This is a genomic window from Actinoplanes sp. SE50/110 (assembly GCF_900119315.1).
Classification (GTDB): Bacteria; Actinomycetota; Actinomycetes; order Mycobacteriales; family Micromonosporaceae; genus Actinoplanes.
The window spans coordinates 1,220,936-1,246,556 of the sequence record NZ_LT827010.1; the positions used below are offsets into that span (position 1 = coordinate 1,220,936).

25 protein-coding genes, 2 tRNA genes and 1 pseudogene are annotated in these 25,621 nt (G+C 70.8%); 12 read left to right on the top strand and 16 right to left on the bottom strand.

Features of this window, described 5'->3' with window-relative positions:
* Window position 1: 1 nt before the first annotated feature.
* Entirely contained in the window at window positions 2-847 is an 846-nt protein-coding gene (locus ACSP50_RS05390) for a MurR/RpiR family transcriptional regulator (protein WP_014688148.1), read from the bottom strand.
* Between the two features lie 72 nt (window positions 848-919).
* On the opposite strand from ACSP50_RS05390, the gene ACSP50_RS05395 reads away from it, so the two are divergent.
* Together ACSP50_RS05395 and ACSP50_RS05400 are read left to right on the top strand one after the other, a co-directional pair.
* A complete protein-coding gene (locus ACSP50_RS05395) occupies window positions 920-1,732 on the top strand; it encodes an MOSC domain-containing protein (RefSeq protein ID WP_014688149.1) in 813 nt (270 codons plus the stop codon).
* 85 nt (window positions 1,733-1,817) lie between these two features.
* Complete coding sequence (locus ACSP50_RS05400) at window positions 1,818-2,747, top strand: expansin EXLX1 family cellulose-binding protein (RefSeq protein ID WP_014688150.1); 930 nt, start codon at window positions 1,818-1,820, stop codon at window positions 2,745-2,747.
* A gap of 262 nt (window positions 2,748-3,009) precedes the next feature.
* Here the strand turns inward: ACSP50_RS05400 and ACSP50_RS05405 are convergent.
* The 3 genes from ACSP50_RS05405 to ACSP50_RS05415 form a co-directional block, all read right to left on the bottom strand.
* Window positions 3,010-3,093: transfer RNA gene (locus tag ACSP50_RS05405), tRNA-Leu, on the bottom strand.
* Between the two features lie 244 nt (window positions 3,094-3,337).
* The gene (bcp, locus tag ACSP50_RS05410) at window positions 3,338-3,814 is read right to left on the bottom strand and encodes a thioredoxin-dependent thiol peroxidase (RefSeq protein ID WP_014688151.1); all 477 of its coding nucleotides are present in this window, start codon (window positions 3,812-3,814) and stop codon (window positions 3,338-3,340) included.
* Window positions 3,815-3,866: 52 nt separating this feature from the next.
* A complete protein-coding gene (locus ACSP50_RS05415) occupies window positions 3,867-4,292 on the bottom strand; it encodes an S-adenosylmethionine decarboxylase family protein (protein WP_014688152.1) in 426 nt (141 codons plus the stop codon).
* 270 nt (window positions 4,293-4,562) lie between these two features.
* Between ACSP50_RS05415 and ACSP50_RS05420 the strand changes: the two genes are divergently transcribed.
* Entirely contained in the window at window positions 4,563-4,937 is a 375-nt protein-coding gene (locus ACSP50_RS05420; protein WP_014688153.1) for an Asp23/Gls24 family envelope stress response protein, read from the top strand.
* Window positions 4,938-5,001: 64 nt separating this feature from the next.
* On the opposite strand, the gene ACSP50_RS05425 is transcribed toward ACSP50_RS05420, so the two are convergent.
* The 6 genes from ACSP50_RS05425 to ACSP50_RS05450 form a co-directional block, all read right to left on the bottom strand.
* Window positions 5,002-5,547 (bottom strand): hypothetical protein, encoded by a 546-nt coding sequence (locus ACSP50_RS05425; protein ID WP_080127725.1) that lies wholly within the window; start codon window positions 5,545-5,547, stop codon window positions 5,002-5,004.
* A gap of 182 nt (window positions 5,548-5,729) precedes the next feature.
* Window positions 5,730-7,049, bottom strand: coding sequence for an AAA family ATPase (locus ACSP50_RS05430; RefSeq protein WP_014688155.1), 1,320 nt, complete (start codon window positions 7,047-7,049; stop codon window positions 5,730-5,732).
* Window positions 7,050-7,083: 34 nt separating this feature from the next.
* Window positions 7,084-8,067, bottom strand: a complete 984-nt coding sequence (locus tag ACSP50_RS05435) for a hypothetical protein (RefSeq protein WP_014688156.1) — start codon at window positions 8,065-8,067, stop codon at window positions 7,084-7,086.
* Window positions 8,064-8,804, bottom strand: coding sequence for a thioredoxin domain-containing protein (locus ACSP50_RS05440; RefSeq protein WP_014688157.1), 741 nt, complete (start codon window positions 8,802-8,804; stop codon window positions 8,064-8,066). The genes ACSP50_RS05435 and ACSP50_RS05440 overlap by 4 nt, the downstream gene beginning before the upstream one ends.
* Window positions 8,801-9,286 carry a MauE/DoxX family redox-associated membrane protein gene (locus tag ACSP50_RS05445; RefSeq protein WP_014688158.1) on the bottom strand — a complete coding sequence of 162 codons (486 nt, stop codon included), beginning with the start codon at window positions 9,284-9,286 and terminating at the stop codon, window positions 8,801-8,803. Before ACSP50_RS05445 ends, ACSP50_RS05440 begins: the two co-directional genes overlap by 4 nt.
* A gap of 71 nt (window positions 9,287-9,357) precedes the next feature.
* Window positions 9,358-9,915, bottom strand: a complete 558-nt coding sequence (locus tag ACSP50_RS05450) for a sigma-70 family RNA polymerase sigma factor (protein WP_014688159.1) — start codon at window positions 9,913-9,915, stop codon at window positions 9,358-9,360.
* Window positions 9,916-10,001: 86 nt separating this feature from the next.
* On the opposite strand from ACSP50_RS05450, the gene ACSP50_RS05455 reads away from it, so the two are divergent.
* The 4 genes from ACSP50_RS05455 (at window position 10,002) to ACSP50_RS05470 (ending at window position 17,395) form a co-directional block, all read left to right on the top strand.
* Window positions 10,002-11,663 (top strand): copper resistance CopC/CopD family protein, encoded by a 1,662-nt coding sequence (locus ACSP50_RS05455; RefSeq protein ID WP_014688160.1) that lies wholly within the window; start codon window positions 10,002-10,004, stop codon window positions 11,661-11,663.
* 142 nt (window positions 11,664-11,805) lie between these two features.
* Window positions 11,806-16,332, top strand: a complete 4,527-nt coding sequence (locus tag ACSP50_RS05460) for a hypothetical protein (protein WP_014688161.1) — start codon at window positions 11,806-11,808, stop codon at window positions 16,330-16,332.
* Window positions 16,333-16,670: 338 nt separating this feature from the next.
* Window positions 16,671-17,228: an oligoribonuclease gene (gene orn / locus ACSP50_RS05465; protein ID WP_043513574.1), complete on the top strand. Its 558-nt coding sequence runs from the start codon at window positions 16,671-16,673 to the stop codon at window positions 17,226-17,228.
* Between the two features lie 91 nt (window positions 17,229-17,319).
* Window positions 17,320-17,395, top strand: a tRNA-His gene (locus tag ACSP50_RS05470).
* 54 nt (window positions 17,396-17,449) lie between these two features.
* On the opposite strand, the gene ACSP50_RS41570 is transcribed toward ACSP50_RS05470, so the two are convergent.
* Window positions 17,450-18,169 carry a LacI family transcriptional regulator gene (locus tag ACSP50_RS41570; protein WP_014688163.1) on the bottom strand — a complete coding sequence of 240 codons (720 nt, stop codon included), beginning with the start codon at window positions 18,167-18,169 and terminating at the stop codon, window positions 17,450-17,452.
* Here ACSP50_RS41570 and ACSP50_RS44995 point away from each other — a divergent pair.
* Window positions 18,168-18,866, top strand: a pseudogene (locus ACSP50_RS44995) (transposase). The gene ACSP50_RS41570 and the pseudogene ACSP50_RS44995 sit on opposite strands and share 2 nt — an antisense overlap.
* Before the next feature lie 292 nt (window positions 18,867-19,158).
* On the opposite strand, the gene ACSP50_RS05485 reads toward ACSP50_RS44995, so the two are convergent.
* Together ACSP50_RS05485 and ACSP50_RS45000 are read right to left on the bottom strand one after the other, a co-directional pair.
* Window positions 19,159-19,698, bottom strand: a complete 540-nt coding sequence (locus ACSP50_RS05485; RefSeq protein WP_014688165.1) for a hypothetical protein — start codon at window positions 19,696-19,698, stop codon at window positions 19,159-19,161.
* Between the two features lie 6 nt (window positions 19,699-19,704).
* A complete protein-coding gene (locus tag ACSP50_RS45000; RefSeq protein ID WP_080127728.1) occupies window positions 19,705-20,127 on the bottom strand; it encodes a NucA/NucB deoxyribonuclease domain-containing protein in 423 nt (140 codons plus the stop codon).
* 453 nt (window positions 20,128-20,580) lie between these two features.
* On the opposite strand from ACSP50_RS45000, the gene ACSP50_RS05495 reads away from it, so the two are divergent.
* Genes ACSP50_RS05495 through ACSP50_RS05505 form a run of 3 tightly spaced genes read left to right on the top strand, consistent with a single transcriptional unit; the run spans window position 20,581 to window position 23,127 of the window.
* Window positions 20,581-21,792, top strand: a complete 1,212-nt coding sequence (locus ACSP50_RS05495; RefSeq protein ID WP_014688166.1) for a cellulose binding domain-containing protein — start codon at window positions 20,581-20,583, stop codon at window positions 21,790-21,792.
* 41 nt (window positions 21,793-21,833) lie between these two features.
* Window positions 21,834-22,352 carry a SigE family RNA polymerase sigma factor gene (locus ACSP50_RS05500; RefSeq protein WP_014688167.1) on the top strand — a complete coding sequence of 173 codons (519 nt, stop codon included), beginning with the start codon at window positions 21,834-21,836 and terminating at the stop codon, window positions 22,350-22,352.
* Window positions 22,345-23,127, top strand: coding sequence for a hypothetical protein (locus tag ACSP50_RS05505; RefSeq protein ID WP_014688168.1), 783 nt, complete (start codon window positions 22,345-22,347; stop codon window positions 23,125-23,127). Before ACSP50_RS05500 ends, ACSP50_RS05505 begins: the two co-directional genes overlap by 8 nt.
* A 108-nt stretch (window positions 23,128-23,235) precedes the next feature.
* Here the strand turns inward: ACSP50_RS05505 and ACSP50_RS05510 are convergent, their stop codons facing one another.
* Both ACSP50_RS05510 and ACSP50_RS05515 read right to left on the bottom strand, forming a co-directional pair.
* A complete protein-coding gene (locus ACSP50_RS05510) occupies window positions 23,236-23,607 on the bottom strand; it encodes a hypothetical protein (protein WP_155123443.1) in 372 nt (123 codons plus the stop codon).
* Window positions 23,608-23,637: 30 nt separating this feature from the next.
* The gene (locus tag ACSP50_RS05515) at window positions 23,638-24,231 is read right to left on the bottom strand and encodes a TetR/AcrR family transcriptional regulator (protein WP_014688170.1); all 594 of its coding nucleotides are present in this window, start codon (window positions 24,229-24,231) and stop codon (window positions 23,638-23,640) included.
* 69 nt (window positions 24,232-24,300) lie between these two features.
* Between ACSP50_RS05515 and ACSP50_RS05520 the strand changes: the two genes are divergently transcribed.
* Window positions 24,301-24,828, top strand: coding sequence for a hypothetical protein (locus tag ACSP50_RS05520; protein ID WP_014688171.1), 528 nt, complete (start codon window positions 24,301-24,303; stop codon window positions 24,826-24,828).
* Between the two features lie 234 nt (window positions 24,829-25,062).
* Here ACSP50_RS05520 and ACSP50_RS05525 read toward each other — a convergent pair whose 3' ends face one another.
* Entirely contained in the window at window positions 25,063-25,530 is a 468-nt protein-coding gene (locus tag ACSP50_RS05525) for a GNAT family N-acetyltransferase (protein WP_014688172.1), read from the bottom strand.
* Window positions 25,531-25,621 lie beyond the last annotated feature (91 nt).

Sequence of the window (25,621 nt, forward strand, 5' to 3'; positions counted from 1 at the left end):
CCTACGCCACAAAGATGTTCCGGCGGGTGGCCGACGCCTCGAACTCCTCAAGCCGGCGTTGCACCGGCTCCGGAGCGGCGTCGCACATCGCCTCGAGCAGCACCATCGCCATCGCCATCGGCCCGGTGTGCAGGTCGAACACGAGCTGGGTGCCGACCGCGGCGGGCAGCACCACGTCGGCCGCCTCGGACACCGGGCTGACCGCCGAGTCGGTGATCGCGACCACGGCGAAGCCGGCGGCCTTCGCCTCGTGGACCGCCTCGACCGACTCGCGCGGGTAACGCGGCAGCACGATCGCCAGCATCGCACCGGCGCCCGCCGCGCGGGCCTGATCCAGCCGGTCGTACAACCCGGTCCCGCCGCTGTCGAGCACCCGCACATCGGGGAAGGCCTTGGCGGCGAAATACCCGAAATACGCGGCGAGCGGAGCCGCCGCGCGCAATCCCAGCACCGGCAGCGGCCGGCTGGCGGCCAGCAGCTCGGCCGCCCGCCGCACATCGCCGGGCCGCTGCAGCTCCTCGGCGAGCCGGCGCAGATGCTCGGTCTCGGCCAGCACCGCCCGCTGCATCGCGTTCTCCCCGCCCGGCTCGCTCGGCGCGTCCGAGGCGAGCGCCCGCAGCTCGCGGCGCAGCGCCGGATATCCGGAGTAGCCCAGCGCCATCGCGAACCGGGTCACCGACGGCTGACTCACCCCGGCGATCTCGGCCACCTCGGCCGCCGACAGATAGGCCGCCTTGGCCGCGTGCTCGACCAGGCTGTGCGCGATCCGCCGCTGGGTCGGGGTCAGGCGCGCCCCCTGAAACAGGTCGAGCACCCGCTCCGCCGTCCTGACCACTCCGTCATTCACCAGGCCAGCCTATGCATAAAAACTTTCACACGCCAGGCCCTCGGTCGGGCGCAGCCATGAAAGGCTGGGGGCATGCGGATCAGGGACCTGCACACGTATCCGGTCAAAGGCTGTCATCGCCTGGACCACGCCGAGGCCGAAGTTCAGCCCTGGGGCCTGGCGGGCGACCGCCGGTGGATGATGGTCGACCCCGACGGGGTGGGCCTGACGCAACGCGACGAGCCGCGGCTCACCCAGCTCGCCGTCCACCCGAGGCCCGGCGGCCTGCGCCTGAGTGCCCCGGGCCTGCCTGACCTGGAGATCGATGAGCCGGCCGCCGGCGCCAAGATCAGTGTCCGGGTGTTCCGGAACAAGCCGGAGGTGCCCGCCCGGGTTGCCGAGAGTCAGTGGAGCAGCGCCTTCCTCGGCCGCGACGCCCGGCTGACCTGGCAGGCCGACCCGACCGGTCGCACCATCGCGGACCGCGCCCTGCCGAGCGACCGGGTCAGTTTCGCCGACAGCTACCCGCTGCTGCTGGCCAGCACGGCGTCGCTGGACGCGGTCAACGACTGGCTGGCCGAGGCCGGCGAGGATCCGGTCCCGATGCACCGGTTCCGCCCCAATCTGGTGGTCACCGGTGCTCCCGCCTGGGCCGAGGACGGCTGGCTGGGTGGCCGGCTGCGGATCGGCGAGGTCACCTTCCGGGTGGCCAAGCACTGTGCCCGTTGCCTGGTCGTCACCATCGACCAGGAGACCGGTGAGACCGGCCGGCAGCCGCTGCACGTGCTCGGCCGGCACCGGCGGATCGATGGCGGCCTGATGTTCGGGGTCAAACTGATCCCGGACCTCGCGGCCGGCCGGAGCGGAGTGGTACGTCCCGGTGACGCGGTGACACCGCTGGAGTGACGCGGCACTCATTAGCGGTACATATGTCTTAGGAGAGTCTTAGAACATTTGCCGCGAGCGCCATCCGCAACCAGTATCGCTGAGCGTGAGTGCTCATCGACGCCCGTTCCCGACCCGATGGCTCGCGGCCGGCGGCGCCGCCGGCCTCGCCGGCATCATCGGCGTGGCACTGGTGCTGCAGTCCGGCGGATCGGCCTGCGCCGCGCCGCCGAGCACCACCACCAAGACCGGCAAAGCCACCTTCTACGACCTGGGTGGCACGTCCGGCAACTGCTCGTTCGAGGTCCCGGCCGACGACCTGTACGTCGCGCTCGGCCCCGACGAGTACTCCGGCGGCGCGTCCTGCGGGGCGTACCTCGACGTCACCGGCCCGAAGGGCACCGTCCGGGTCAAGGTCTTCGACTCCTGCCCCGAGTGCGACACCGGACACCTGGACCTGAGCCATACCGCGTTCAAGAAGATCGGTGCCGAGGTCGCCGGGATCATCCCGATCAAGTACAAGCTGGTCGCCAACCCGCGGGTCCCCGGACCGATCACGGTCCGGATCAAGGAGGGCGCGTCCCGGTACTGGTTCGCCGCCCGCATCGACAACCACGCGAACCTGCTGTCGTCGGTCAAGGTGGCGGGCCCCGGCGGCACGTTCCGGAGCGCGCAGCGCACCGACTACAACTACTGGCTGATCGACGGCGGGGCCGGCTCCGGGCCGTACCGGTTGAAGATCACCGACGTCTACGGCATCACGACCACGGTGTCCGGCATCGCGATGAAACCCGGCGTGGTGCAGAAGACCGGCGTGTCGGTCAGCGGCCGCTCCGCGATCGTCGAGAACGGGACCGTCGCCAAGAAGAACGCCTCCGCCAAGCCTGCTGTGTCCCCGTCGGGGTCGGTCGCCCCCAAGGCCGCTACCCCGTCCGCGTCCTCGGTGGCCCCGCTGCCCGCTTCGGCTGTTGCCGTCCCGGGCACCACCGAGGACGCACTCCTCGCCGCCGCCGACGCCACAACCAGCTGCGGCTGACATCCGCGCAAGCTGAAGCGGGTCACCATCCGCTGTTGGGCACGGCCAACCCGAAAACCCCTGTGCACAACCTGTGGATAACGCATCCTGTGGATGACGCGCCCTGTCGGCGTCGGGTTCGGTGAGTGACGACCCCCCACCGCGCGCGATCCGCCCACCGCGCCCATCGTGACGCGGGGCTTCCGGGGGCTCGGCCCCCGGAGCCGGCATGACGAGCGGGCCAGGTCCGCGCTTTCCGCGGACACACTCCGCCCTCCGCTCGTGCGGGAGAAGGGACTCGAACCCTCACGCCCTCTCGGGCACGGGCACCTAAAACCCGCGCGGCTGCCGATTTCGCCACTCCCGCTCGTTCTGCCCGTCACGGGGCAGAGCGTTGGGTGGAGTCTAAACGGTCAGGCCGTACCGTGGCTCCTCGGTTCTGACCGTTTCCCATCGCCGTGCACGGCGGCCGCCTTGCGGGTTGGTACCGCATGACGACCGCCGTGAGCCGGGGACCCGGTCCGCACCGGTGGTGACGGAGCCGTGTGGAGTGCCCTCCTCATCGGCGTTCCGGGCCCCGACTTGCGGACTTTCCCGAAGTTCGGACAGTCTCAGTCCAGGCCGAGGTCGCGGCGGAGCTTGGCGACGTGCCCGGTGGCCTTCACGTTGTAGAGGGCCCGCTCTATCGCCCCGTTCTCGTCGATCACGAAGGTGGAGCGGATCACGCCGGTCACCGTCTTGCCGTACAACTGCTTCTCGCCGAAGGCCCCGTACGCGGTCAGCACGCTCTTGTCCTCGTCGCTGACCAGCGGGAAGGTGATCGCGTCCTGGTCGCGGAACTTCGCCAGTTTGGCCGGTTTGTCCGGAGAGATCCCGACCACCTCGTATCCGGCGGCCTGCAGCGACGCCAGCGAGTCCCGGAAGTCGCAGGCCTGCTTGGTGCAGCCGGGCGTCATCGCGGCCGGGTAGGCGTAGAGCACGACCTTGCGCCCGCGCAGGTCTTTCAGCGAGAGGCTTTCGCCGGTGTCGGTGGTCAGGGTGAAGTCGGGCGCGGCGTCGCCGGCGCTGAGACGCACGTTGTCAGTCATGGCACCGAGATTAGTGCCGCCCGCCCGGCTTCCGGTGGCACCGCGTGCCCGGTCAGGCAGCGCGGCGGGCACTCCACAGGCGTTCCGCGGCGGTCAGGTCCCGGGGCCACTGCTCACCGCGGCGGCGCAGCGTGTACTCGGTGACCGAGTAGTCGCCGACCAGCCGGTGGAATGCGGCCAGCACGTCCGTCTCCCGAAACGGCTTGCACGAGAAGACGTTGACGAAGATCTCCCGCAGGTGCGGATAGGTGTGGATCGCCGCGTGCGACTCGGCCAGGATCACCACGGCTGATTTCCCGGCTTTCTCCGGCGGCCCGCCCTCGGTGGCCACCAGCGGCCCGGCGATCACCGTCATCCCGATCCGGGTGACGAGGTCGCGCATGAACCGGGTCAAGACCTCGTCGTCGTCGAGCGCGCTGATGTCGGCGATGCCGGACAACCGGAGGGTCAGCTCATCGCCGTAGTGATCGTTGTCCATGACGCCTCCCAGGGCCGTTGACTTCACAGTAGTCGCCCCGCGAACCCCGCGATATGCCACGTTTCCGCTGGTAGAGGCCGCATGAGGATTCCGTTTCGGCAGGCCGTGCCCGCACGGCTTTCCCTGGTGAAGACACGGTGGACAGTGCGCTTTCCGATGTGCTCCCGCGGACATGGGAATGCCGGTCTGGCCAGCCGCCACGGATCTTCAGTACGCTCCCCGGCGGAGTCGCGAGTCGCGCTTCCGTGTCGAGAGCGGAGTACACAGGCCATGACCGAACCCACCGGCGGCACCACGGCGAACGGCAACACCACCGTCTCCGGCGAGGTGGTGGAGAAGATCGCGGCCGCCGCCGCCCGCACCGTCCCCGGCGTCGCCGACCTGGGTGGCGACGTCGCCCGCTTCTTCAACAGCGTCCTCGACAGGGTCGGCCTGGACACCGTCGGCGACGCGAGCCGCGGCGTCCGCGCCGACGTCAAGGAGGGCACCGCCACCATCAACGTGGTCGTCGTCCTGGCCGCCGGCACGGTCGTCGCCGAGGTCGTCACCGCCGTCCAGCAGAAGGTCACCGAGGCGGTGCAGAGCTACGGCCTGCGCGTGCTGGCCGTCAACGTCAACGTCGACGACATCGCCCTTCAGGCCTGACCCACCGCGTCCGCCGCACCGGAACGGGCAGCTTCGCGCTCCCGTCCGGTGACCCGGCCCTCGTCTAAAGGCGACATGCGGGAAAGAGGCCGCGGATCACCGCCAGGTTCGCGTCAGCAGAAGTCACCACATGGGGCCGTACGCCTTTGAACCCGAGCCGCCCCGCCACAACGTCATGCGCGAAGTGGTGGAAAGCGTCCACTACCGGCAGGAACCGCAGGTCCTCCAGGTCGTTCGGGGTCAGCACGCCTCCGTGCAGAGCGGCCTGATCGAACACCCGCACCACACCGCGCCAGGACACGGTCCGCGCCCGGACAAGCTCGGGCCGCTTGTTCAAGCCCAGCACCTCGATCGTTTCAGCCCCGCGCGTGGTCAGCCCTTCGAAGACCCCGGTCGAAAGCAATGTCATGTGATCGGCCGAGTCGTCGACGGACGGATCCAGCAGAAGCGGCTGTCCGTTCCCGTCGAGGGGGAACACCTCCTGCTTAGCCTGCTGATTGCAGTACGCGCAGGCGAGCAGATGGTTGTCCCACACGAAGGTTCGCAGCGGAGCCCGCCTGATCGGCTCGTAGTGGTCGACGTCGGTGCCCCGGCTCTCGTGGCAGTACATGCAGAAAGCCGGTCGGGCGCAACTGACACACAGGTGTGTCTTCAGGCCACGACGCGTGGTGGTGGCGGTCTTCCACGCTTTCCGCGCGTCCTGGTACGGGCTGGTGCTACCGCTGAGCTGCCTGGTTCTGGCGGCGAGACTGGTGGAGAGGGAGCCCGGGAGGGGCCGGCGGGCGAACGGGATCACGCTTCCCCGCCGAGGACGTCGCGGGCCCTGCTGCTCGGCGACGGCGACAACTCCTCGCTCAGCTCGGCGAGTTTCTCCAGGTCGCCGGCTTGGGCGTGGCCGCGGATGGCCAGTCGTTCCAGCCGGGTCAGCTCGGCACGGAGTTCGTCGACCCGCTGGGAGTATGGCGATTCCAGGCCGAACAGCTCGGTCAGCACGGCGTCGTCGGCGCTGCCGTTGACGACTCGGCGGTAGAGCTCGTCATCGACGACGCGGGGTGCGAAATCGTCGTCCGGGCCGGGAAGTTGGATGAGACCGCCGGGGGAGGCGCTCTGGCAGATGTATGGGCTGTGCGTGGTCACGATGAACTGGATGTTCGGGAAGTGCTCCCGCAGCCATGGCGCGATCCGTTTCTGCCAGGAAACGTGCAGGTGCGCATCGACCTCATCGATCAGCACGATCCCCGACGTCAGCACCCTGGGCGGGTATTCCCCGGTCCACGGAACGCCCAGCCGGAAGCAGTCACTGATCTGCCGGACGATGTCGGTGATCAGCGCGGTGACACTGCGGTAGCCGTCGCTCATCTCCTCGATCAACATGGGTGGGCCGGACTGCCGGGCGATCCAGAGTCCATCCGGGTCGACGCGGTCGACGGCATGTCCATCCGGAAAGAGCCCGTCGTTCAACAGGGCGAGGAGGAAGCCCTCCATGTCGGCGTACCGCTGCTGACCGGACCGGGCACGGTAGTTGACCTGCTGCAACCAGTGGACGGTCTCGGCGAGCGAGGCCTCCTCCCGGAACAGGGTCGCGAACCGGGCGACGGTCCAATCGCCGGCCGTCAGGCGTGCGACCTCGCTGCTGGAACCGGCCAGGCGCCGGAATGGTCCGTAGCCGGCCGCGAACCAGCTCTCCGGGTTGGACCGCCACAGCGAAATTCTCGCGTGCTGCTCGCTCCGGGAATCAAGCCCCGATTCCGGTCTGGCGCGCGCGCCTTCCGTCCGCGGCCACCGCAGGCGTGCCTCGAGGAAGCGTTCCGGCGGGAAGATCTCATCTCCGGCCAGCCGAATGTCAGCGTGCACGACGGCCGTCGCCGCCTCGTGGGTCACCCAGTCGCGGACGCCTTCGGTCAAACTGTTGGTGACCTCCGGCCCGGCGAGGGCGGTGGCGGCGGCCCGGAGCAGTGTCGTCTTGCCCGACCCGTTACGCCCCGCGATGACGACCAAGCCGGGATAGCGGTCGGTCGGCTCGCCGTCCGCGGAAAGCTCGAAGCCGAGGTCGACCTCGTGGGAACCATGGAAGCCGCGCACGTCGCTGATCCGTAGGCGGTGCAGATACACCGAATGTCCTCCCCTGGCCGGCCCGGCTGTCGCCTTACGACACCCTAGTCGCGGGGGCAGGGTCGGGGACGGCGGCGCGCATCTGGAGGAGGCCGGTGAGGGCGAGGGTGGCGCCGGTGGTCAGGGTGGCGGTGACGCAGGCGCGGGCGAGCCAGCCGGGGCCGGTGGCCGGGACGACCGCGGCCAGATAGACGTCGGAGCTGGCGAAACCGGCGAAGGCGGCGATCACGAAACCGGACAGGGCCAGGTAGAACGGCGGGTGTTTCCAGGCGGCGCCGAGGGCCAGGGCGGCGGTCAGGAGCAGGACGCCGGACCAACCGGCGCCGTCCAGGCCGCGGGTCACGGCGTACGCGAGGATGGAAAGAGCGGAGACGACCGCGAGTGGCGGGATCACCCGTGGGCGCAAGCGGATCAGGGCCGTCAGGGCCGCGGTGAGCAGGAGCACGCCGGCCCACCACGCCCAGGTGGCCGGCGGCGGCTCGTAGTCCAGCGCGCCGCGGATCGCGAAGAGGCGGACCTGGTCGCGCAGCGGGACCGTCCAGTCACGCAGCCGGTGCGCATGGCCGGGGTCGGTCACCGCCTGCGGCGGGCGGACCGTGCCGAGCCAGTGGGTGCGCTGGTCGTGCCAGCGGATCGTGTGGCCGGCGGACACTTTCTGCCAGCTGGGCGGTGCGGTGGGGTCGGCGACCGGGGGGACCGGGGTGTCGCCGGCCAGGGTCCGGTTCACATAGGCGGCGGGGGAGCCCAGGTTCTGGTAGACGCCGTCGGGGCGCAGCTCCAGGTACGGCTCGCCGGAGTAGCCGAGCACCTCGATCGACCGGCCGGTGTCGTTGGTCAGTTCCAGCCGGGCCCCGCCCTCGACGGTGCGTACCGACAGGCCGCGCATCGGGTCGCTGATCCCGCTGACCGTGGTGCGGTAGGAGGTCACGTTCGCCCCCTCGCCGCCGTGCGCGAACGCGGGCGTGGCCGGCGCGATCATCGCGCCGGCCACGGCCAGGATCAGGGTGATCCGTCTCACCCGGCCGCCTTCGTGACGGCCTGGGTGATCTGGTCGAGCTGCGGCACGGTGTCGTTCGGACCCTTGAGCTGGGTGCCGTTGACCACGACGGTCGGCGTGCCGTTGAAGCCACGCTTGGAGAACGTCTCGGTGTTCTGCGTCGCCCATGCCTCATAGGTACCGGCGTTGACCGCGTTCGCGAACTTGTCGCTCGTCAAGCCGACCGACTTGCCCAGCTCGATCAGCTTCGCGTTGGACAGGCCGTCGCTGCCCTCCTGCGGCTGGTTGGCGTAGAGCACGTCGTGGAACTCGGGGAACCTGCCGTCCTCGGCCGCCGCCGCGCCGGCGCCGGCCGCCCGGGTCGAATACCGCGTCCCGTTCGACGAGCGGTCCAGGATCGAGACGACGTGATACCGCAGGGTGATCTTGTTGGCGGTGGCCATCTGCCGCAGCGTGGCGCCGCTGGACCCCTCGAAGTTCTTGCAGTTGGGGCACATGAAGTCCTCGTAGAGGTCGACGGTGACCGGGCCGGAGCCGACCGCGAACGCGGTGCCCTCGTCGACCGCCACACTCGGGGTGACCAGCTTGCCGTCATCCGTGCCGGACAGCTGCGAATACCCGATGAAGCCGGCGATGACCAGCACCGCGACCACGGCCACCGAGGTCCACAGGGTCACCTTGCGGCGTTTCTCCTGCGCCCGCTGTCGCTCGACGATCTGCCGCGCCTTCACCGCGCGGTCCCGGCTGCCCTTGCTCACGACGCATCCCCCATCAGCACGCCATCGATTGAGAACCGGGTCCGTGGCCGCCACAGCAGGATCCCGGAGAGTGCCAGGAAACCGAGGTCACGCAGGATGTCCAAGCCGTACTCGGTGGCGCGGCCGGCGGCCAGATCGCCGCCGGTGCTGAAGCAGCCGCAGTCGATGCGCAGGCCTTTCGCCCAGGCCCAGGCGATCCCGAAGATGAAGACGGCCAGCAGCACCGCGGAGATCCCGGCGACCAGCCGGGTCGACAGGCCGGCCAGCAGCAGCAGGCCCAGCGCGATCTCGAGGAACGGCTGCACGCCGCCGACGACCTTGGCCACGTCATAGGACATCAGGTGGTACGCGTAGACCGCCCGCGCCGACTCGGCCAGGTCACCGATCTTCGTGGCGCCGGCGATCAGCCAGACGGCGGCCAGCCCGAGCCGGGCCAGCGTGGAGACCCACGGCCAGGCCGATGCGCGCGTGGTGGTTTCCATGGTCACGCCCGTTAGACGACGATGATCCGGCCCTGGTTCCCGACCATCTCCGGTCCCAAGGAAACTCTCAGTCAGCTCGCCTGCGCCCGGGCGACCGCGGTGATCAATTCGTCGCGGGCGCGGGCCACCCGGGAGCGGATGGTGCCCACCGGCACCCCCTCCACCTCGGCCGCCTCCGCGTAGGACAGGCCGATCACCTGGGTCAGCACGAACGCCGTCCGCCGCTCGTCGCTCAGCCTGCTCAGCAGGTCCGCGCTGGTCATCCGGTGCGCCGGGTCGGGCGCCGGCGCCTCGGTCGCGGCCTGCGCGGCGAGCCGCACATCCAGCCGGCGGCGGCGCACCACGGCCCGCAGGTGGTCGGCGCAGGCACGCCGGGCGATGCCGAGCAGCCAGGTGCGCACCGTGGACCGGCCCTGGAACGAGTCCAGCGCCCGGAACGCCCGCAGGAACGTCTCCTGGGTGAGGTCGTCCGCGGCGCCCGGGTCGACCAGCGCGGCGGTGAATCGCCACACCTCGGTCTGGGTGGCCCGCACGAACGCGGCCTGGGCGACCGGGTCGCCGGCGCGGGCGGCCAGCGCCAGCGCGGTGGTCTCGTCCGTCTCGTGCTCACCATCGGTCACGAGCCGCATCGTACGCGCATCGTCCGGGACCCGAACCGGCCGCGTGTTGCGCACGTACCACCCGCGTGTGGTCTTCCCGGAGGCGATCAGAGAGCATGGCCGTCATGACCGTTGACCGACGCCGGGGCGCGACCGTTCTGCTCGGACTCCTGATCGGGCTGATCGGGGTCCTTCTCTCGGCCGGGCCGGCCAGCGCGCACGCGGCTCTGGTCAGCAGCGACCCGGGCACCGGCACGATCGTGCCGGACGCGCCGAACAAGGTGACCCTCACCTTCAGCGAGTCGGTGCAGCTGATCTCCGGCAAGATCCGGGTGGTCGCGCCCGACGGCTCCCGCGCCGACCAGGGCGATCCGGCGGTCGACGGCTCCCGGGTGACCATCCCGTTGCGCTCCGGCGGCGCCCGCGGGACCTACCTCGTCACCTTCCGGGTGATCTCCGCCGACTCGCACCCGGTCGGCGGCACGTTCAGCTATTCGGTGGGCGCGCCGTCGACGCCGCCCTCGGCGGACGACTCCGCGAACGTCAAGGTCGATCCGGTGGTCCGGACCCTCATCCCGGTCGGGAAATATCTGGGGTACGCCGGACTCGTGCTCCTGGTCGGGCCGGTGCTCGTGCTGGCCCTGCTGTGGCCGCAGCGGCTGTCCCGCCGCGGCCCCGGCCGGCTGATCTGGACCGGCATCGGCCTGGTCACCGGCAGCACCGTGCTGGCCATCTGGCTGCAGGCGCCGTACACGCTGGGCACCAGCCTCTTCGACGTCCGGGTCGGCGACCTGCGCGACGTGCTGGGCAGCACGTTCGGCGCGGTGATGCTGGTCCGGCTGGCGGTCGTGGTGGCCGCCGCGTTCCTGCTGCGCCCGCTGTTGGTCGGCGCGGGCGGCGAGTCCCGGCTCGACCTGGCGCTGCTCGGTGTCCTGGGGGTGGCCGCGCTGGCCACCTGGCCGCTGACCGGGCACCCGACCGCGTCCCCGGTGGCGGGCGTCTCGGTGGTGCTGGACGCGCTGCACCTGGCCGCCATGTCGGTGTGGCTCGGCGGGCTGGTCATGCTGTTCGCGTTCCTGCTGCCCCGGGCCAACGCACGGGAGCTGACCGCGATCCTGCCGATCTGGTCGCGCTGGGCGTTCACCGCGGTCGGCGCGCTGATCTTCGCCGGCGTGGTCCAGGCGCTGATCGAGATCTCCACCCTCAGCGGGCTGTTCACCAGCACGTACGGCCGGCTCATCCTGGTCAAGGCGGGTCTCGCCGCGCTGGTGGTGGGCATCGCGGCGTACTCCCGGAAACTGGTCAGGGACCGGACCGCCGAGGAGTCCCCGCGCGTCCTGCGCCGGATGGTGCTGGCCGAGCTCGCGGTCACCGCCGTGGTGCTCGGGGTCACCTCGGCGCTGGTGCAGATCGCGCCGCCACGCACCGCCGAGGCGTCGGAGAACACCACCACCGACACCACGGTTTCCCAGACGCTGACCGAGAAGACCATGACGCTGCAGATGGACATCTATCCGGCGACCGTGGGCAACAACTCGATGCACGTGTATGCGTACACCCCGGACAACAAACCGCAGACGGTGCTGGAGTGGAAGGCGACCGCGGCGCTGCCGTCCGCGGGCATCGAACCGATCGAGGTTCCCCTGCTGCGGATCACCGACTTCCACGCGATCGGCGACTTCGCGCTGCCGCAGGCCGGCGACTGGACGTTCAAGTTCACCGCGCGCACGTCCGACATCGATCAGACCACCTTCACCGCGACGGTGAAAATCCGCTGATTCCCTTGTGCGACAAAGGCCCGGTCTGTAACGGACCGGGCCTTTGCCGTATCTGTTGAGGGCTGCCTGCTCGTTTGACCACTTTGGGGATATTTGCCTCGGTATGGTGCGCGCAGTGGGGCCCGAGAAGGGGGAATGAACGATGCGGCTGATCCGGCCGGTCCTCGGCATGCTGCTTTTGACGATCGGACTGCCCGCGCTGCTGGCCGGCGGATGCCTGTGGGCCGTCCTCCGGCACCGCGACGCCGGCGGCGCTTTCAGTGCTGAGCTGCAGCGACTCGACGCGCCCGGGTACGCGATCGTGGTACCGGACGTCGACCGGCTACTGCGCGACGACGCGTCGTTCGCCCGGATCGGCGGCACCGAATTGCGGGTCACCGCGCTCACCGCCGGCGGTCCCGCCTTCATCGGCCTGGCGCCGGCCGCCGATGTCGACGACTACCTGCGTGACGTTCCGCACACCGAGGTGAGCGGCGTCCAGGTCGGCACCGGCGAACTGCCGATCACCGCCACCCGGGTCGACGGCTCGACCGGGCTGCCGTCCGCCCCCGGTCACCAGAGCTTCTGGACCAGCACCGGCGGTGGCGCGCTGCGCTGGACCCCGGAGACGGCCTCCGGCGACTACAGCCTGGTGATCATGAACGCGACCGGCGCCCGCGGCCTGCGCCTCGACGGCACCGTCGAAGCCCGCCCCGGCTGGCTCGACCCGGCCGCCTGGGCCCTGCTCACCCTCGGCGCCATCCTCCTGATGGCCGGTGTCGTGGTCCTGGCCACCCCCGGCCGCCGTCGCGACATCGTCTACGTCGTCGAACCCAGCCAGGTCCCCGACCTGATGAAGGCGATCGGTGCGCCGCTGCCGATGCGTGCCCTGGAAGGCGGCACCACCGATGGCCTGAACCCGGCCGGTGCGCTCGCGCTGATGCGGCGTGGCCTGGTCGGATTCGGTCACGGCGACGACGCCGGCCACGCCGGCCTGCTGCAGCGCGCCTTCGGCCAGCGTCTCCCCGGCAGCCACCGCGACAGCGACACCCTCACCGGCGTCTTCGGGGGGCCGGACGGGGCGCACCGCCCGCGCACCCTGGCCGACTCGCAGCCGGCCCGGCCGCCGGCGCTGCCCCAGTTCGCCTGGCCGCCGAAGAAGGCCGGCGGCACGGAAGGCGAGCACCTCCCGGTCACCTCCGGATTGCGCGGTACGTCATCAGCCGCCTCCGCCTCGCACACCGCGACCAGCATCCGCCCCAACGCCCTGACCCCCGTGGTCCCCGGCGCTCTGCCCGTCCCGTCCCCGGCTTCCGCGACCGAGTCCGCTTCGGCGGGTTCAGCGCCGGCCGCGGGCCGGGCGGTCCCCTCCGGATCGTCGGCGGCCCCGGGTTCCGAGCCGATCGCCGACTCGGCGGCTTCGGGTCCGGCCGTGATGGACGGATCGGCGGCCCCCTGGGGTTCGATGGCCGACCCGGCCTCCGTGGACGTCGCCGGGGCCGCTGTGTTCGGGGCGGGCCGGAGCGCGCAATCCGCGGCGGCCGCTGTGTTCGCGGCGGGCCGGGGCGCGGAATCCGCGGCGGCCCCTGTGTCCATGACCGGTCAGGACGCGGAATCCGCATCCGGACCGGTGAAGGCCCCCGGCGGTGCACCGGGCAACCGGCAGCGGGCGGAAGCTCCGGCCGCCGGCCCGAACGCGACGGGCCTCGCCGGTGCCGCGGCACCGGCGCTCACACCCGGCCGGCCGCTGGGCCTTCTCGGCGAGACACCGGCACCGGCCGGCCTGCCCGCCGCCCTGCCGGGCACCCGCCCCGACCGGCAGAGTCGCCGCCGGAACGCGGCCGCGGCCGACCTGCCGGAATTCCACGCCACCGCGGTCGGTGCCTGGGTGGCCCAGACTGCCCCGGAACGCGCCCGCCAGACCGAGGCCCAGGCCGCCGCGGCCCTCCGCGAGGCAGCCCGCCACCGCGCGGCGCCCGCCACCGGGGTCACACCGGCGAAGCAGGCGGACACCGCGTTCCGGGCCGCACCATCCGACGCGGAACCTGCCGAAGCTGTTCCTGCTCAGCCGGTCGAGGCGACGTCGGTCGAGGCCGGGAAGCCCGAAGCCGTGACCGGCGGCGCTACGTCGGCCGCGGTCGTGCAGGGCGCGGCCATGACCGGCGGGCTTGCATCGACCGATGGCATGAATGCGGACGTCGCGCCGATCGAGGGTGCGAAGACCCAAGCCGCGACGACCGAGGTCTCGCAGCCTGAGGGTGCGACGGTTGAGGTCTCGCAGCCTGAGGGTGCGACGGTTGATGGCACGTCGACCAGCGTTGAGCCGGCTGACGTGCAGTCCGGCGAGGTGGAGTCGGCCGAGGCCACGCGGCGCGGAGAAGGGAAGCCCGGGCACGGCCGCGGGGCCTGGCCGGCTCCGGCTCCCCGGCGGGTTGCGCTGCTCACCGGGCCGAGTGCTACCGACTGGTCGGCGACCGGACTGACCCGGATGGGCAGCAGCCGTCCCTCGCCCAAGTCCGCCGCTCACCCGTCGACCGCGGGATCACCCTCCCACGCCGGGTTCGAACCTGGTCGGCAGTCCAGCGCCGCTCGGTCCACTGACACCGTTGACGCTGCCGCCGACGCCGCTGACACGTTTGACACCGCCGACACCGCCGTCGCCGCGGCGAAGCCGCAGGCCATGCCGTCGCGAGCCGCGATGGGCGCTGCCAAGATCGCCGTTGCGTCCGGAGCGGTCAAGGTCGCGGCCCCCAAGGACGCCTTGGACACCAAGGACGCCTTGGACACCAAGGACGCCTTGGACACCAAGGACGCCTTGGACACCAAGGACGCCTTGGACACCAAGGACGCCTTGGACACCAAGGACGCCTTGGACACCAAGGACACCGAGATCGCGGATGCCGGGGACAGCAGGGCCGCCCTTACAGGAACCGCCCCGAAGGCGGTGCCGGCTCAAGCTCCGGCCACGGAGCCCACCGCGAAGGAGGCCGTCACCACCGGCACGGCCGCCCCCGACGAGGCCGCTACCGCGACTGCCGTCACTTCTCCGGCTGACGCCGGCCCGGCCGCGAACCAGACGCCGACCACTGACCCGGCAGCCGGTGACACGGCCGCGACTGAGGTGTCGGCTTCAGGGACGGCGGTCTCGCCCGCATCTGCTGCGGGAGCTGTCGTCGAGGACGAGCCGGAATCGGTGGACACCGCGGCGGTCGACGGAGAGACTGCCGTCGAGGCCACCGCGGCGGTGACCGGGGATGCCCCGGCAATCGAGGGCGTGGTGTCCGGGACTGAGCAGCGGAACGCCTCGGGCGAGCCGGCTCCGGAGACCGAGAAGCGGGACGAACCGAAGACGCCGATCGTGCCGTTCCCGACTCGGCACCCGAGCACTCCCGCCCGGCCGGTGCCGTCCGCTCGGGTCGGTGAGCGCCGGCTGTCGATCCACGAGGCGGAGGCCGCTCCGGTCCCCGACACGGAAGCTGTTCCGGCCGAGCCCGCCCGCCCCGAGACCGAGAAACTGGTCGAGGCCGGCGGCTCCGCGGCCGTGGAGCTGGTCGAGACCGACAGCTCACAGACCGTGGAGCTGGTTGAGGCCGGCGGCTCCGCGGCCGTGAATGTGGTCGGGACCGACAGCTCCCAGGCCGGGGAGCTGGTCGAGGCCGGCGGCTCCGCGGCCGTGGCGAAGGCTGAGGCCGGTGACTCCGCGGGGGCGAACCCGGTCTCCAGCGCATCCCAGACGGTGAAGGCCGGCGGGTCGGAGGGGGTGCCGTCCTCCGCGGCGGAGCGGCCCTCCCTCCATGCCGCTGAGGCCGGGATCGATGGCGAGGCGTCGGAGGTTCCGGGGAGCGCCGCGGAGTCGGACCGGCCGGGTGGCGAGGCGGGACCGCGGGCGGATGCGCTGGAGAAGGCGGGTAAGCCGGCGGTGAAGCGGGCCGAGCCGAAGCGGACCGCCGAGCCGGACCACCCGCTGTCCCGCGCCCAGGATCGTTTGAGCGGAGCTGCCGGCCGGCAGTCCGGGTCCGCCGTCGCCCGGAAGGTGCCGGCCGCCTGGCTCAAGGCGGCGGAGACGGTGGCCGCCCGCGCGGCCTCGCAGACGTCGGCCGACGAGCCCGCCGCCCCGGAATCTGCCGGATCCACGGAAACCCCGGCGGCATCGGGTGAGCCGTCCGCGGCTGGGACTGCCTCCGTCGGGTCCGGGGCCGGCTCGGTGGCGCCGGCCGTGGCCCAGGCCGCCGAGGTGTCGCCGGTGGCGCGGAAGCCTCGGCCCCGGACCGCCCGGCCGGCGGCCGAGAAGCCGGCCGTCGTCAGGCAGTCCGCTGGCACGTCGGACAGCGGCCAGCCTGCCGCACGGGGCGCCGCGGGCAGGACGGATGGCGTCCCGCAGTCTGGCCGCACCGGGGAAGAGGCCCGCGGTGCCGAGCAGGCTGTCGGTGCGCGGCAGGTCAGCGGCGCGGGGCAGGTTGGCGGCGCCGGGCAGGCCGACGGTGACGCTAAGGCTGCGGGCGCCGGGGAGGCCGGCGGCGCTGCGGACACCGGCGCTGTGGAAGTGGCGAAGCCGGCGCCGCGGATGCCGAATTATCGGGAGGAGGCGGCGGAGCTGCTGGCCGGGACCGGGGAGCCGAAGCGGCGCCGGGCGGCGGGCGGCCGCGGCTCGGCGCGCAACCGGGGCAAGGGGACGCCGGAACAGGGGTGATCACGGCGTACCGCCGCAATCGGAAGTGACCGCGAGGGCCATCGATCGATGGCCCTCGCGGCTTCGGTGCGGGCGGTGGGGTTGCCGGGAAGCCGAAAAGGGGCCCTCCGCGCTGCCGACGTGGAGGGCCCCTTTTACCGGGGGGAACGGAGTAACCGAAGGGGGGCTTCGTCCGTTAATCACACTTTACCCCCTCAACCGCCCAACCGGTAAGGGGACCCACTAAAGCGGACATACAACGCGAATGTTCGCTGAGGTGACACTCGCGTCGAACAACCGCGTGGGTTGCGGCGTACGCTGTCCGGGTGGCGGATCTTCTGGTGTGGATCGACTGTGAGATGACCGGTCTCGACCTCGGCAAGGACAAGTTGATCGAGGTCGCGGCGCTGGTCACCGATCCCGATCTCAATGTGCTCGGCGACGGTGTCGACCTGGTCATCCACGCCGACGACGCGGCGCTCGACGCGATGCCGCCGGTGGTGCGCGACATGCACGCCAAGTCGGGGCTGACCGAGGAGGTGCGCCGCTCGGTGCTGACCATGGCGGAGGCCGAGGAGCAGATCCTGGCGTACGTCAAGGAGCATGTGCCGAATCCCCGCACCGCCCCGCTGTGCGGCAATTCGATCGCCACCGACCGTGGCTTCCTGGCCCGGGACATGCCCGCGCTCGACGCCCACCTGCACTACCGGATGATCGACGTCTCCTCGATCAAGGAGTTGTGCCGCCGCTGGTTCCCGCGGGTGTATTTCGGTCAGCCGGCCAAGGGCCTGTCGCACCGCGCGCTCGCCGACATCCGGGAGAGCATCCGCGAGCTGGAGTATTACCGCCGCACCGTCTTCGTCCCGCCGCCCGGCCCGGACGTGGAGACCGCCAAGGCGGTCGCCGCCGACCTCTGAACGCGCCACGCGGTAACCCGCTCGACGGCGGCCCGGGGCGGGCGGCTATGATTAGCCGGCAACACGGGAACAGCTTTCCCGTGCGGGCATGGTGGTCGTAGCTCAGTTGGTAGAGCACCTGGTTGTGGTCCAGGGGGTCGCGGGTTCAAGTCCCGTCGATCACCCCATGTGAAGTGCAGGTCAGAGGCCCTGATCGCGAAAGCGGTCAGGGCCTCTCCCTGTTAGGCGTCCGAATTTGGGAGCGGATTGGGAGCGGACGCCTCTCGAGGGAGCGTCTTCAGGGCTGCGGCAAGCAACGGAACGGCCGAGGTGAGCGGCAGCGCCGCGCGGGCTCTGAGTGACTCCTCCCACCGCAGTTGAAGCGCGGCGCGGATCCGCTCCAGCATCCGATCCGTGACGTGGCTGTAGATCCCGTGCATGCCCGGCACCTCATGCCCCATCTGCTGGGACTGAGCCACGTACGGGATCTCGTCCTCGTCCATCCACGTCTGATAGCCGTGCCGCATGCCGTGCGGGGTGAGGTCGCACAGGACCGGCAACCAGGACGCCAGCCGCGACTCGTCGGTCACGCGCGGGCGACCCCGACCCTGCGAGAGCTCGTATGGCTCGCCCGGGGCAACGGCCGGCCATGCCGGCAGCGGCTTGCCTGGCCACGGGAACTGATGGTCAACCAGAACCGGCATGCGGGGCATGCGGGGCCGGCGGGGAGCGCGCTGCGGATACCAGCCATCGGCGGCCGGCCGGAAAATCCGCTCGCTGACGTTCGAACGACGGTAGTGCGCGCTTTCGGCAGTCGCGAACGCATACTCGCCGCCCGTGCACCACGGAATCCGGGAGTCATCTTCGACCCGTGGAACGCAAGGGCACTTGAGCGGGACACCCGAGGCCAGATGACGCTGTAACAGGCCGTTCAGGAACGGGGGAGTGGCCACGGTGCGCATGGAGCCGTCCTTGAGCCTGCCCCGGCCCCCCTGCTCGCGCCGTTGCCGGTCAAGAACTGCTGGACGATCGCTGAACACGCCAGCGACGACGGCCCGGGTGGCATGCAGGACCTCATCGGTCGTGCCAGCTGGGACGACGCACTGGTCCGTGCGGACGTGCGGGACTTTCGTGACCGCCCGGCTCGGGCATCTCGACGGCGTGCTGCTAGTCGATGAGACCGGTGACCTGAAGAAAGGCACTCAGACCGTCGGTGTGCAGCGGCAGTACTCGGGCACCGCTGGGAGGATCGAGAATTGCCAGCTCGCAGTGCACCTATCCTAAGCCTCACCGCTCGGGCACACCCTGGTCGACGTCGCGCTCTTCCTGCCAAGATCCTGGACCGACGATCCGCAGCGACGGGCCGAAGCAGGAGTACACGACACTGTCACGTTCGCCACGAAACCGCAGCTGGCACGCCGGCTGATCGAGACCGCGGTGACCAGCGGGCTGTCGTGCCGGTGGGTCGCTGGCGACGAAGCCTATGGCGGTGACCCACAGTTGGCGGCTGCGCCGAGAAGCAGCGATCGTTCCAGGCCACGAAGACTGGCCTCGGCCCGGACCAGCATCAACACCGCCGCTGGACCAGCTTGGACATCGCCGCCCACGCGTTCCTCGCCGCAGCGACCACTGTCAGCAGCGAAACTCCGGACGGCCTGATCGCGGTCACGGTCACGAACTCCGCCGTCTGTTCCACGCCCTGATCATCAGCCCCGCACGCCGCGTCGCCGACGCCATCGTCTGATCCACCTACCTACGACGCCATCAAGCCACCGCCAAGACCAGCCACTACGGCCGGCAAGCCCTTATGGAGCCCAAAACGGATCTCCTGCTGGATCTTTAGTGGCCAGGGGAAAATGACCTCGGTTGTGGTAGAAGAGGTCGCAGGTCCCGGACGGGGCCGTGCTGTTCCGGCGAAATGCTGCCCCTGGGCATATAGGTACGGTCGATCTTATCCAGGGTGAAGCACTCGGTATTCGCGTAGTGCCGGGTTGGGGAACTCGTGGTCTTCGGTGCTCGTTTCTGGAACAGCGGGCCAGAGCTGGAGAAGGTGGTGTTCCACCGGGCTGTCGACGGTCGCGGGGTAGGCCCGGGCTTCTTCGATGCCGCGGGCGTGAATCCGGATGCGGTACCAACTGTTTCCGGTCGTTTCCAGCGAGGGCAGGCCGGGATCACCGATGAGCGGGGAGTTGACCGACACGATGCCGCTGGCGGTGTACTGCTCAACCTCGACGACCCGTTCCCATCCGGCAACGTCCAGCCGCGGCGCTGCGTGGTGAATTTCCACACGCAGCGCCACAGGCCCGACCATTGTTCCGGTGAGGATGATCGCCCCGGTCGACCCGACGGATACGAGCCCGTTGTCGACGTTAGCGTCCGGCGGGATGTCATCGAACCCCTCGTAGTCGAGTAGCTCGTAGAAGCCGTTCGACGCCGAGACTTCCCCATTGCCCGCCAGACGCAGGGTGGGCGACGTGTCCTCGTCGGTCATGGTGGGTCAGTCTACGACCTGGACGAAGAACGGGTCGTTGTCCCAGACACGCATGTCGCGGTAAAAGCGACTGAGCTTAGTTCCCCCGTTGGTGTTATCGACGGTGGGTACGTGCGCCACCTTGGCTGTGGCGCCGCCCTGGCGTGTCGTGGCATAGGGATATTCGTCGCAGGAATCGCCAGGACCGGTCGCGACGAACCCCGCGCATGAGGCGGCGCGCTGGGCGGCAGCGATCGTCGAGTTTTTCTGCCGGGTCAGCGGTGTCCCGTCGGGGCGGCCGGGATGGCCGGGAAGGGAGTCCTGTGCGGCGCGGACGAACGCCGCGTGCTTCGGCGAGGGCGGAGCGGCAGATCCGCTGAGGTAGAGGACCGGCGTCGCCTCGGGGTAGACGCATCCGGGGCTGATACGGCCATAGCAATCAGTGTAAATATAGAAATCTAATCAAGTCTTACAGTTTGTCAGCATAGGGCATGACCCAAGATTTGAGCATTTACGTCCAGTTCGACCTGACACCGGCGAACGGCGCGCCATCGTCCCCTTTCGTCTGCGGAGGCGTGAGCTGGGCGAGGCGGTCGAGTGGGACCGGGTTGGGAGCGGCATGGCTACCTGCGGTGCGGTCAAGCTCCGTTAGGGCGGGTCCTGAAGCCTGCCGTGAGCTGGGCAGACTTCACTGATCAGGAGTTGTCAGGGGAAAGTGACCTTGGTTGTGGTCCAGGGGGTCGCGGGTTCAAGTCCCGTCGATCACCCCATGCGAAAGGCTCGGTCTTCGGACCGGGCCTTTTCGGGTTTCCGAGATTCTTTCGAGTAGTGGGCAACCTTTCCGGGTTCCGGGGCCACTGAGGTGGTGATCAACCCAGTCCCTTCCCCCGGGAGTCCCCCCTGATGCTCGTCAAGCGTTTCGTCGTGCCACTCGCGGTGGTGGCGGTCGGTGCCGGCGCCGCGGTTGTCGGCGTGTTGAACGCCGATGCCGCGGTGACCGCCGGGTGCGCCGTCACCTACACCGTCGGCAGCCGGTGGAATTCCGGTTTCACCGGCGACGTGGAGATCCGTAACACCGGCGGGTCGGCGATCGACGGGTGGACGCTCAGGTTCGCTTTCCCGTCCGGGCAGAGGCTGGCTTCCGGCTGGTCCGGGACGTGGACGCAGACCGGTGCCACCGTGACGGTGACCGACGCCGGGTGGAACAGGAGCATCGCGGCGGGGGCGACGGTGTCGCTCGGCTTCAACGGAACCCTGGGTGGGCCGAACGCGATCCCCGACGCGTTCGTCGTCAACGGGATGACCTGCGGCACGACGCCGGCCGCTACAAAGACGGCAACAGCGGCCACTACAAAGACGGCAACAGCGACCGCCGCAAAGACCCCGACAGTGACCACCACAAGGACCCCCACAGCGACCGCGCCCCCGGTCAAGAACTGCACCGACTACGCCGCCCTGGTCCGCGGCAGGTACTGGGTCAACAACAACACCTGGGGCAGGGCCGACGGCGCCGGCTCCCAGTGCGTCTGGGTGAACGGCCGTACCGGTGACAACCTCAGCTGGGGCACCGACTGGACCTGGTCCGGCGACACCACCAAGGTCAAGTCCTATGCCGGCGCCGTCCTCGGCTGGCACTGGGGCTGGAAGACCACCGGCACCGGCCTGCCGGTCCGGCTCAGTGCCGGCAGGTCCGTCCGGAGCAGCTGGAATTTCACGGTCACCCCGAAGACCTCGAACATCATGAACGTGTCGTACGACCTGTGGCTGCACGCGATGGGCAACGCCGACTGGCAGGACCAGCCGACCGACGAGGTGATGGTCTGGCTGTACCGCAGCGGCGGGGCCGGCCCGATCGGCACCCGGCAGGCGACCGTGATGGTCGGCGGCACCACCTGGGACCTCTACAAGGGCAACATCGGCTGGAACGTGTACTCGTTCGTGCGCACCTCGAACACCACCTCCGCCGACCTGAGCCTGACCGATTTCACCACTGACCTGGCGGGGCGGGGATGGCTCGACAAGACCAAGTATCTGTCCAGCGTGCAGGCCGGAACCGAGGTGTTCACCGGCTCGGGGCGGCTCGACACCAGCGCGTACTCGGTGAAGATCAGCTAACCCGGTCGGCCTGCGGGCCCTCGACGGTCAGGAAGAGCCGCGTGCCGGAGACGGACGACGAAGGCGCCTTCCGGCGTTTCTTCGACGAGCACCACGCCGATCTGTCGCGTCTCGCCTATCTCGTCACCGGCGAGACGCAGGTCGCCGACGACCTGGCGTCCGACGCGTTCGTCGAGGTGTGGCGGCACTGGGCGCGGGTGTGCGCGGCGGACAGCCCGATCGCGTACGCCCGCGGCATCGTCACCAACCTGGCCCGGCAGTGGATCCGGAAGCAGACCCGGGACCGCGCCGGCCTGTTGCGGCTCGGTCTGTTGCGCCGCGACCGCGGCGAAACCGACACTCCCGCGATCCTCGACGTGCGCGCGGCCCTGCGGCGACTTCCGCTGCGGCGGCGCGAGTGCGTCATTCTGCGGTACGCGTTCGACGTGCCGGAGAAGGAGGTCGCCGCCATCCTCGGCATCTCGCTCGGCGCCGTGAAGAGTCACACCTCGCGGGGCGCCGCCCAGTTGAGCGAGTTCCTGCGGGAGATGCCGCTGACGACCGGAGGTCACCATGGCTGATCTGGCGGAGATCCTGCGCCGGGAGGCCGACCGGCACGTGCCGGACGGCGACGCGATGTTCGACCGGATCGACCGGGGCCGGTTCGCGCCGGAGCCGGTCCGGGCGCCGCGCCCTTTCCTCCGCCGCTTCGCGGGCCTGCGTCCGGTCGCCGCGGCCGCCTCGGTGGTCGCCACCCTGGTCGCCGGCTTCACCGGGATCAAGCTGCTGACCGCTGAGGAACCGGACCGCGCGCCGGCCGCCACCACCACCACCACGACGGCGTCGCCGGCATCGTCGCCGTCGCCGTCACCGGCGGTTCCCGGCACGTCCTCGCCGGCCGCGAAGGCGAAGAGTCCGGCCGGCCGCGGTCAGGTGACGTCGGCGCCGCCCAGCTTCCAGCCGGTGAACGGGTTCCTCACCTCCCGCGGAGTGATCGACGTGTACTCGACGGACGACTGGGCGCAGAGCGACGTGACGGTGGCGAGCACCAAGGTGATCACCGCGCTGGACCTGGCGATCAGCGTGGCCCGCACCGACGGGGTGATCAGTACCGGTAGCTGGAGCACCATCCCGGCCGCGATGATCACGATGAGCGTCACCGAGGAGAAGGCGGCGGTGATCTACCGGTTCATCCTGAAGCCGGGCGGGACGCTGGCGGCGGGCAGCTACGTGTTCGCGGCGCAGTATCAGCACGCGGCCGGGAAGCGGCAGCCGGGCGCGGATCTGTATGGGGGGATCGTCGCGGCGGGGGACCGGAAGGCGGAGGTCACCGGGGGTTTCCCGGCGGGCGGCTGAGCGACCGGCCCGAAGCGGCGGAGCGGCATGGGTCGGCGGAGCGCCCGGCCCCGAGCCGGGTGCAGGATCGGTGGGCCGAGCGGCCGGCTCCGAGCCGGATGATCAGCCTCAGTCGGCGGAGTCCAGTCCGCTGTCCGCGCAGACCTGAGACATGTCGGCGGCCGCGGCGCTGACCGCGGCGATCGCGTCCGGCTCGTTCGGTGTGCCGTGCGAGGCCCGCGCGTTCCGGTAGGCCTCGCCCAGTGCGGTCGCCGCGTCCGCGACCGGGGCGTCCGCGCTGCCGCTGGCCGCCACGATCCGGTCCACCACGCCGGGGTCCATCAGGGACGCCGATCGGACGGCCGCGGCCAGATTCTGACAGGTGAGCCGTCCCGGCGGATCGTCGGCGACCGATGGGCTCGCGGCGGCGGGCGAGCCCGGCGCGCCGGGCTGCCGCTGATCGGAGCATCCGGCGACCCCGGCCACCAGGATCAACAACACTAGGCCCGCAAAACCTGACATAGACCCAAATTACGGGGTACGAGGGTTCACGCCGACCGCCTCGCTCAGGAACGTGTCCAGTTCGGCGATCATCTCCGGCGCCGTCAGGTGTCCGACCAGCACGTGCACGGTGAGCCCGTCCACCACCACGTGCATCCGCCGGGCCAGCGACCGCCGGGCCGCCTCGTCCGCGTCCGGGGTGAGCGCGTCGGTCAGCTGCCGGCACAGGTTGGCCATCCTGGTGAAGGTCAGCCGCTGCACCCGGGCCAGTGCCGGGTCGCTCAGCCCCAGGGCGAGGAACGCGAAGCCGATCGCCGCCTCGGTGTACCGCTGCTCGTCGACCGGCATGGTCTCCAGCAGGATCCGGCGGACCACCGCCGGGGTCGGCCCGTCCGTCGGCATCGCGACGATCCGCTCGGTGACCTGCTCGATCATCTGCTCGCAGGCGAACGCCAGCAGCTCGTCGCGGGTGGCGAAATAGTGCCGGAGGGCGCCGGAGGACCACCCTGACTCGGCGGCCACGGTCCGGATCGACACCTGGGCGACACCGTCGCGGGCGATCACCCGCTGGACCGCCCCGGCGAGCTCCCGGCGGCGCGCGTCATGGTCGACGATCTTCGGCACCCGCTCATCATCGCACGCCCGTGTTATAAACGAGAAAACACGACCGTGCGAAAAAGAGGAGAGGTCGCCATGGTTGCCCTCATCGTCACCTGCGAGATCGGATTCTGGATCTTCCTGCTTGCCGGACTGGCAGTCCGGTATCTGCTGCGCCGTCGCCGGACCGGCGCCGCGCTGCTGCTCGGGGCGCCCCTGCTGGACGTCGTGCTGCTCGGGGCCGCGGCCGTCGACCTGCGGCGGGGCGGGGTGCCCGACTTCGCGCACGGACTCGCCGCGATCTACCTCGGCATCACGGTCGTTTTCGGCCACGAGATGGTGCGCTGGGCCGACACCCGGTTCGCGCACCGGTTCGCCGGTGGTCCCGCGCCGGTCCCGCCGCCGCGCACCGGCCGGGCGCACGCGGCCCGGGAACGCCGCCAGTGGCTGCGGCACCTTCTGGCCTATGCGATCAGCGCCGCCCTGCTGGCCGCCTTCACCCCGCTGGCCGGCGGCTTCGACCGCGCCGCGCCGCTCTGGCAGGCGATGGGCCCCTGGACCCTGATCCTGCTGATCGACATGGTCATCTCCCTGAGCTACACCCTGGCCCCGCGCCGGCCCTGACCGCTCACCGGTGTGTGGGCCGGGCGCGACGACGCGGTGAGCGTCGCCTGCGGGTTGCACCGGTCGGGGTGATGCGACGACGAGTATCGGCCGGGGTCGTGGCGGGCGTGACCCGAAGACGGGTCTCGGCCGCGGTTGGTGCCGGCTCGTCGTGGTGGCGGGGTCGGTGTGACGCGACGGCGGTCGTCGGTCGCGGCGGCGGGTCGGTGTGGGGCTGAGCCGCCCACCACGGGCTCAATCGAGGGTGGTGGAACGCGCCGGATCGGCCGGGGTGAGGCGGCGGATGAAGCGGCGCGAGCTCTCGTGCGTGTCGGTGTAGCCGAGGCTCTCGTAGAAGCGGTGGGCGGGCAGCCGCTCCCGGTCGCTGGTCACCTCCATGAACAGGCAGCCGGCCGCCCGGGCGCGCTGCTCCGCGGCGGCCATCAGGGCGCGCCCGGCACCGCGATGCCGGCTGTCGGCGTCCACCACGATGGCGACCAGGCGGGCGAACTTCCCGGTCACCTCGATGATCGGGGTGACGTGCAGGGCCGCGACCCCGGCCAGGACGCCGTCGTCGTCGGCGCCGAGCAGGTGGCTGGCCCGGTCGTCGAGCCAGTAGCCGAGCCGGTGGCGGACGTCCTTCTCGGTCGACGGATAGCCGAGCTGTTCGAGCAGGACCGCCAGCCGGGGCGCGTCACCCTGGTGGATCGGGCGGATGTGCATGCCCAGGACGTTACGACCGTCGCCACACGGCGTCCGCGGAACGCGATCACCGGGGGTGACACGCCGCCCGGGCGGTGCCGGACCGCGCGCG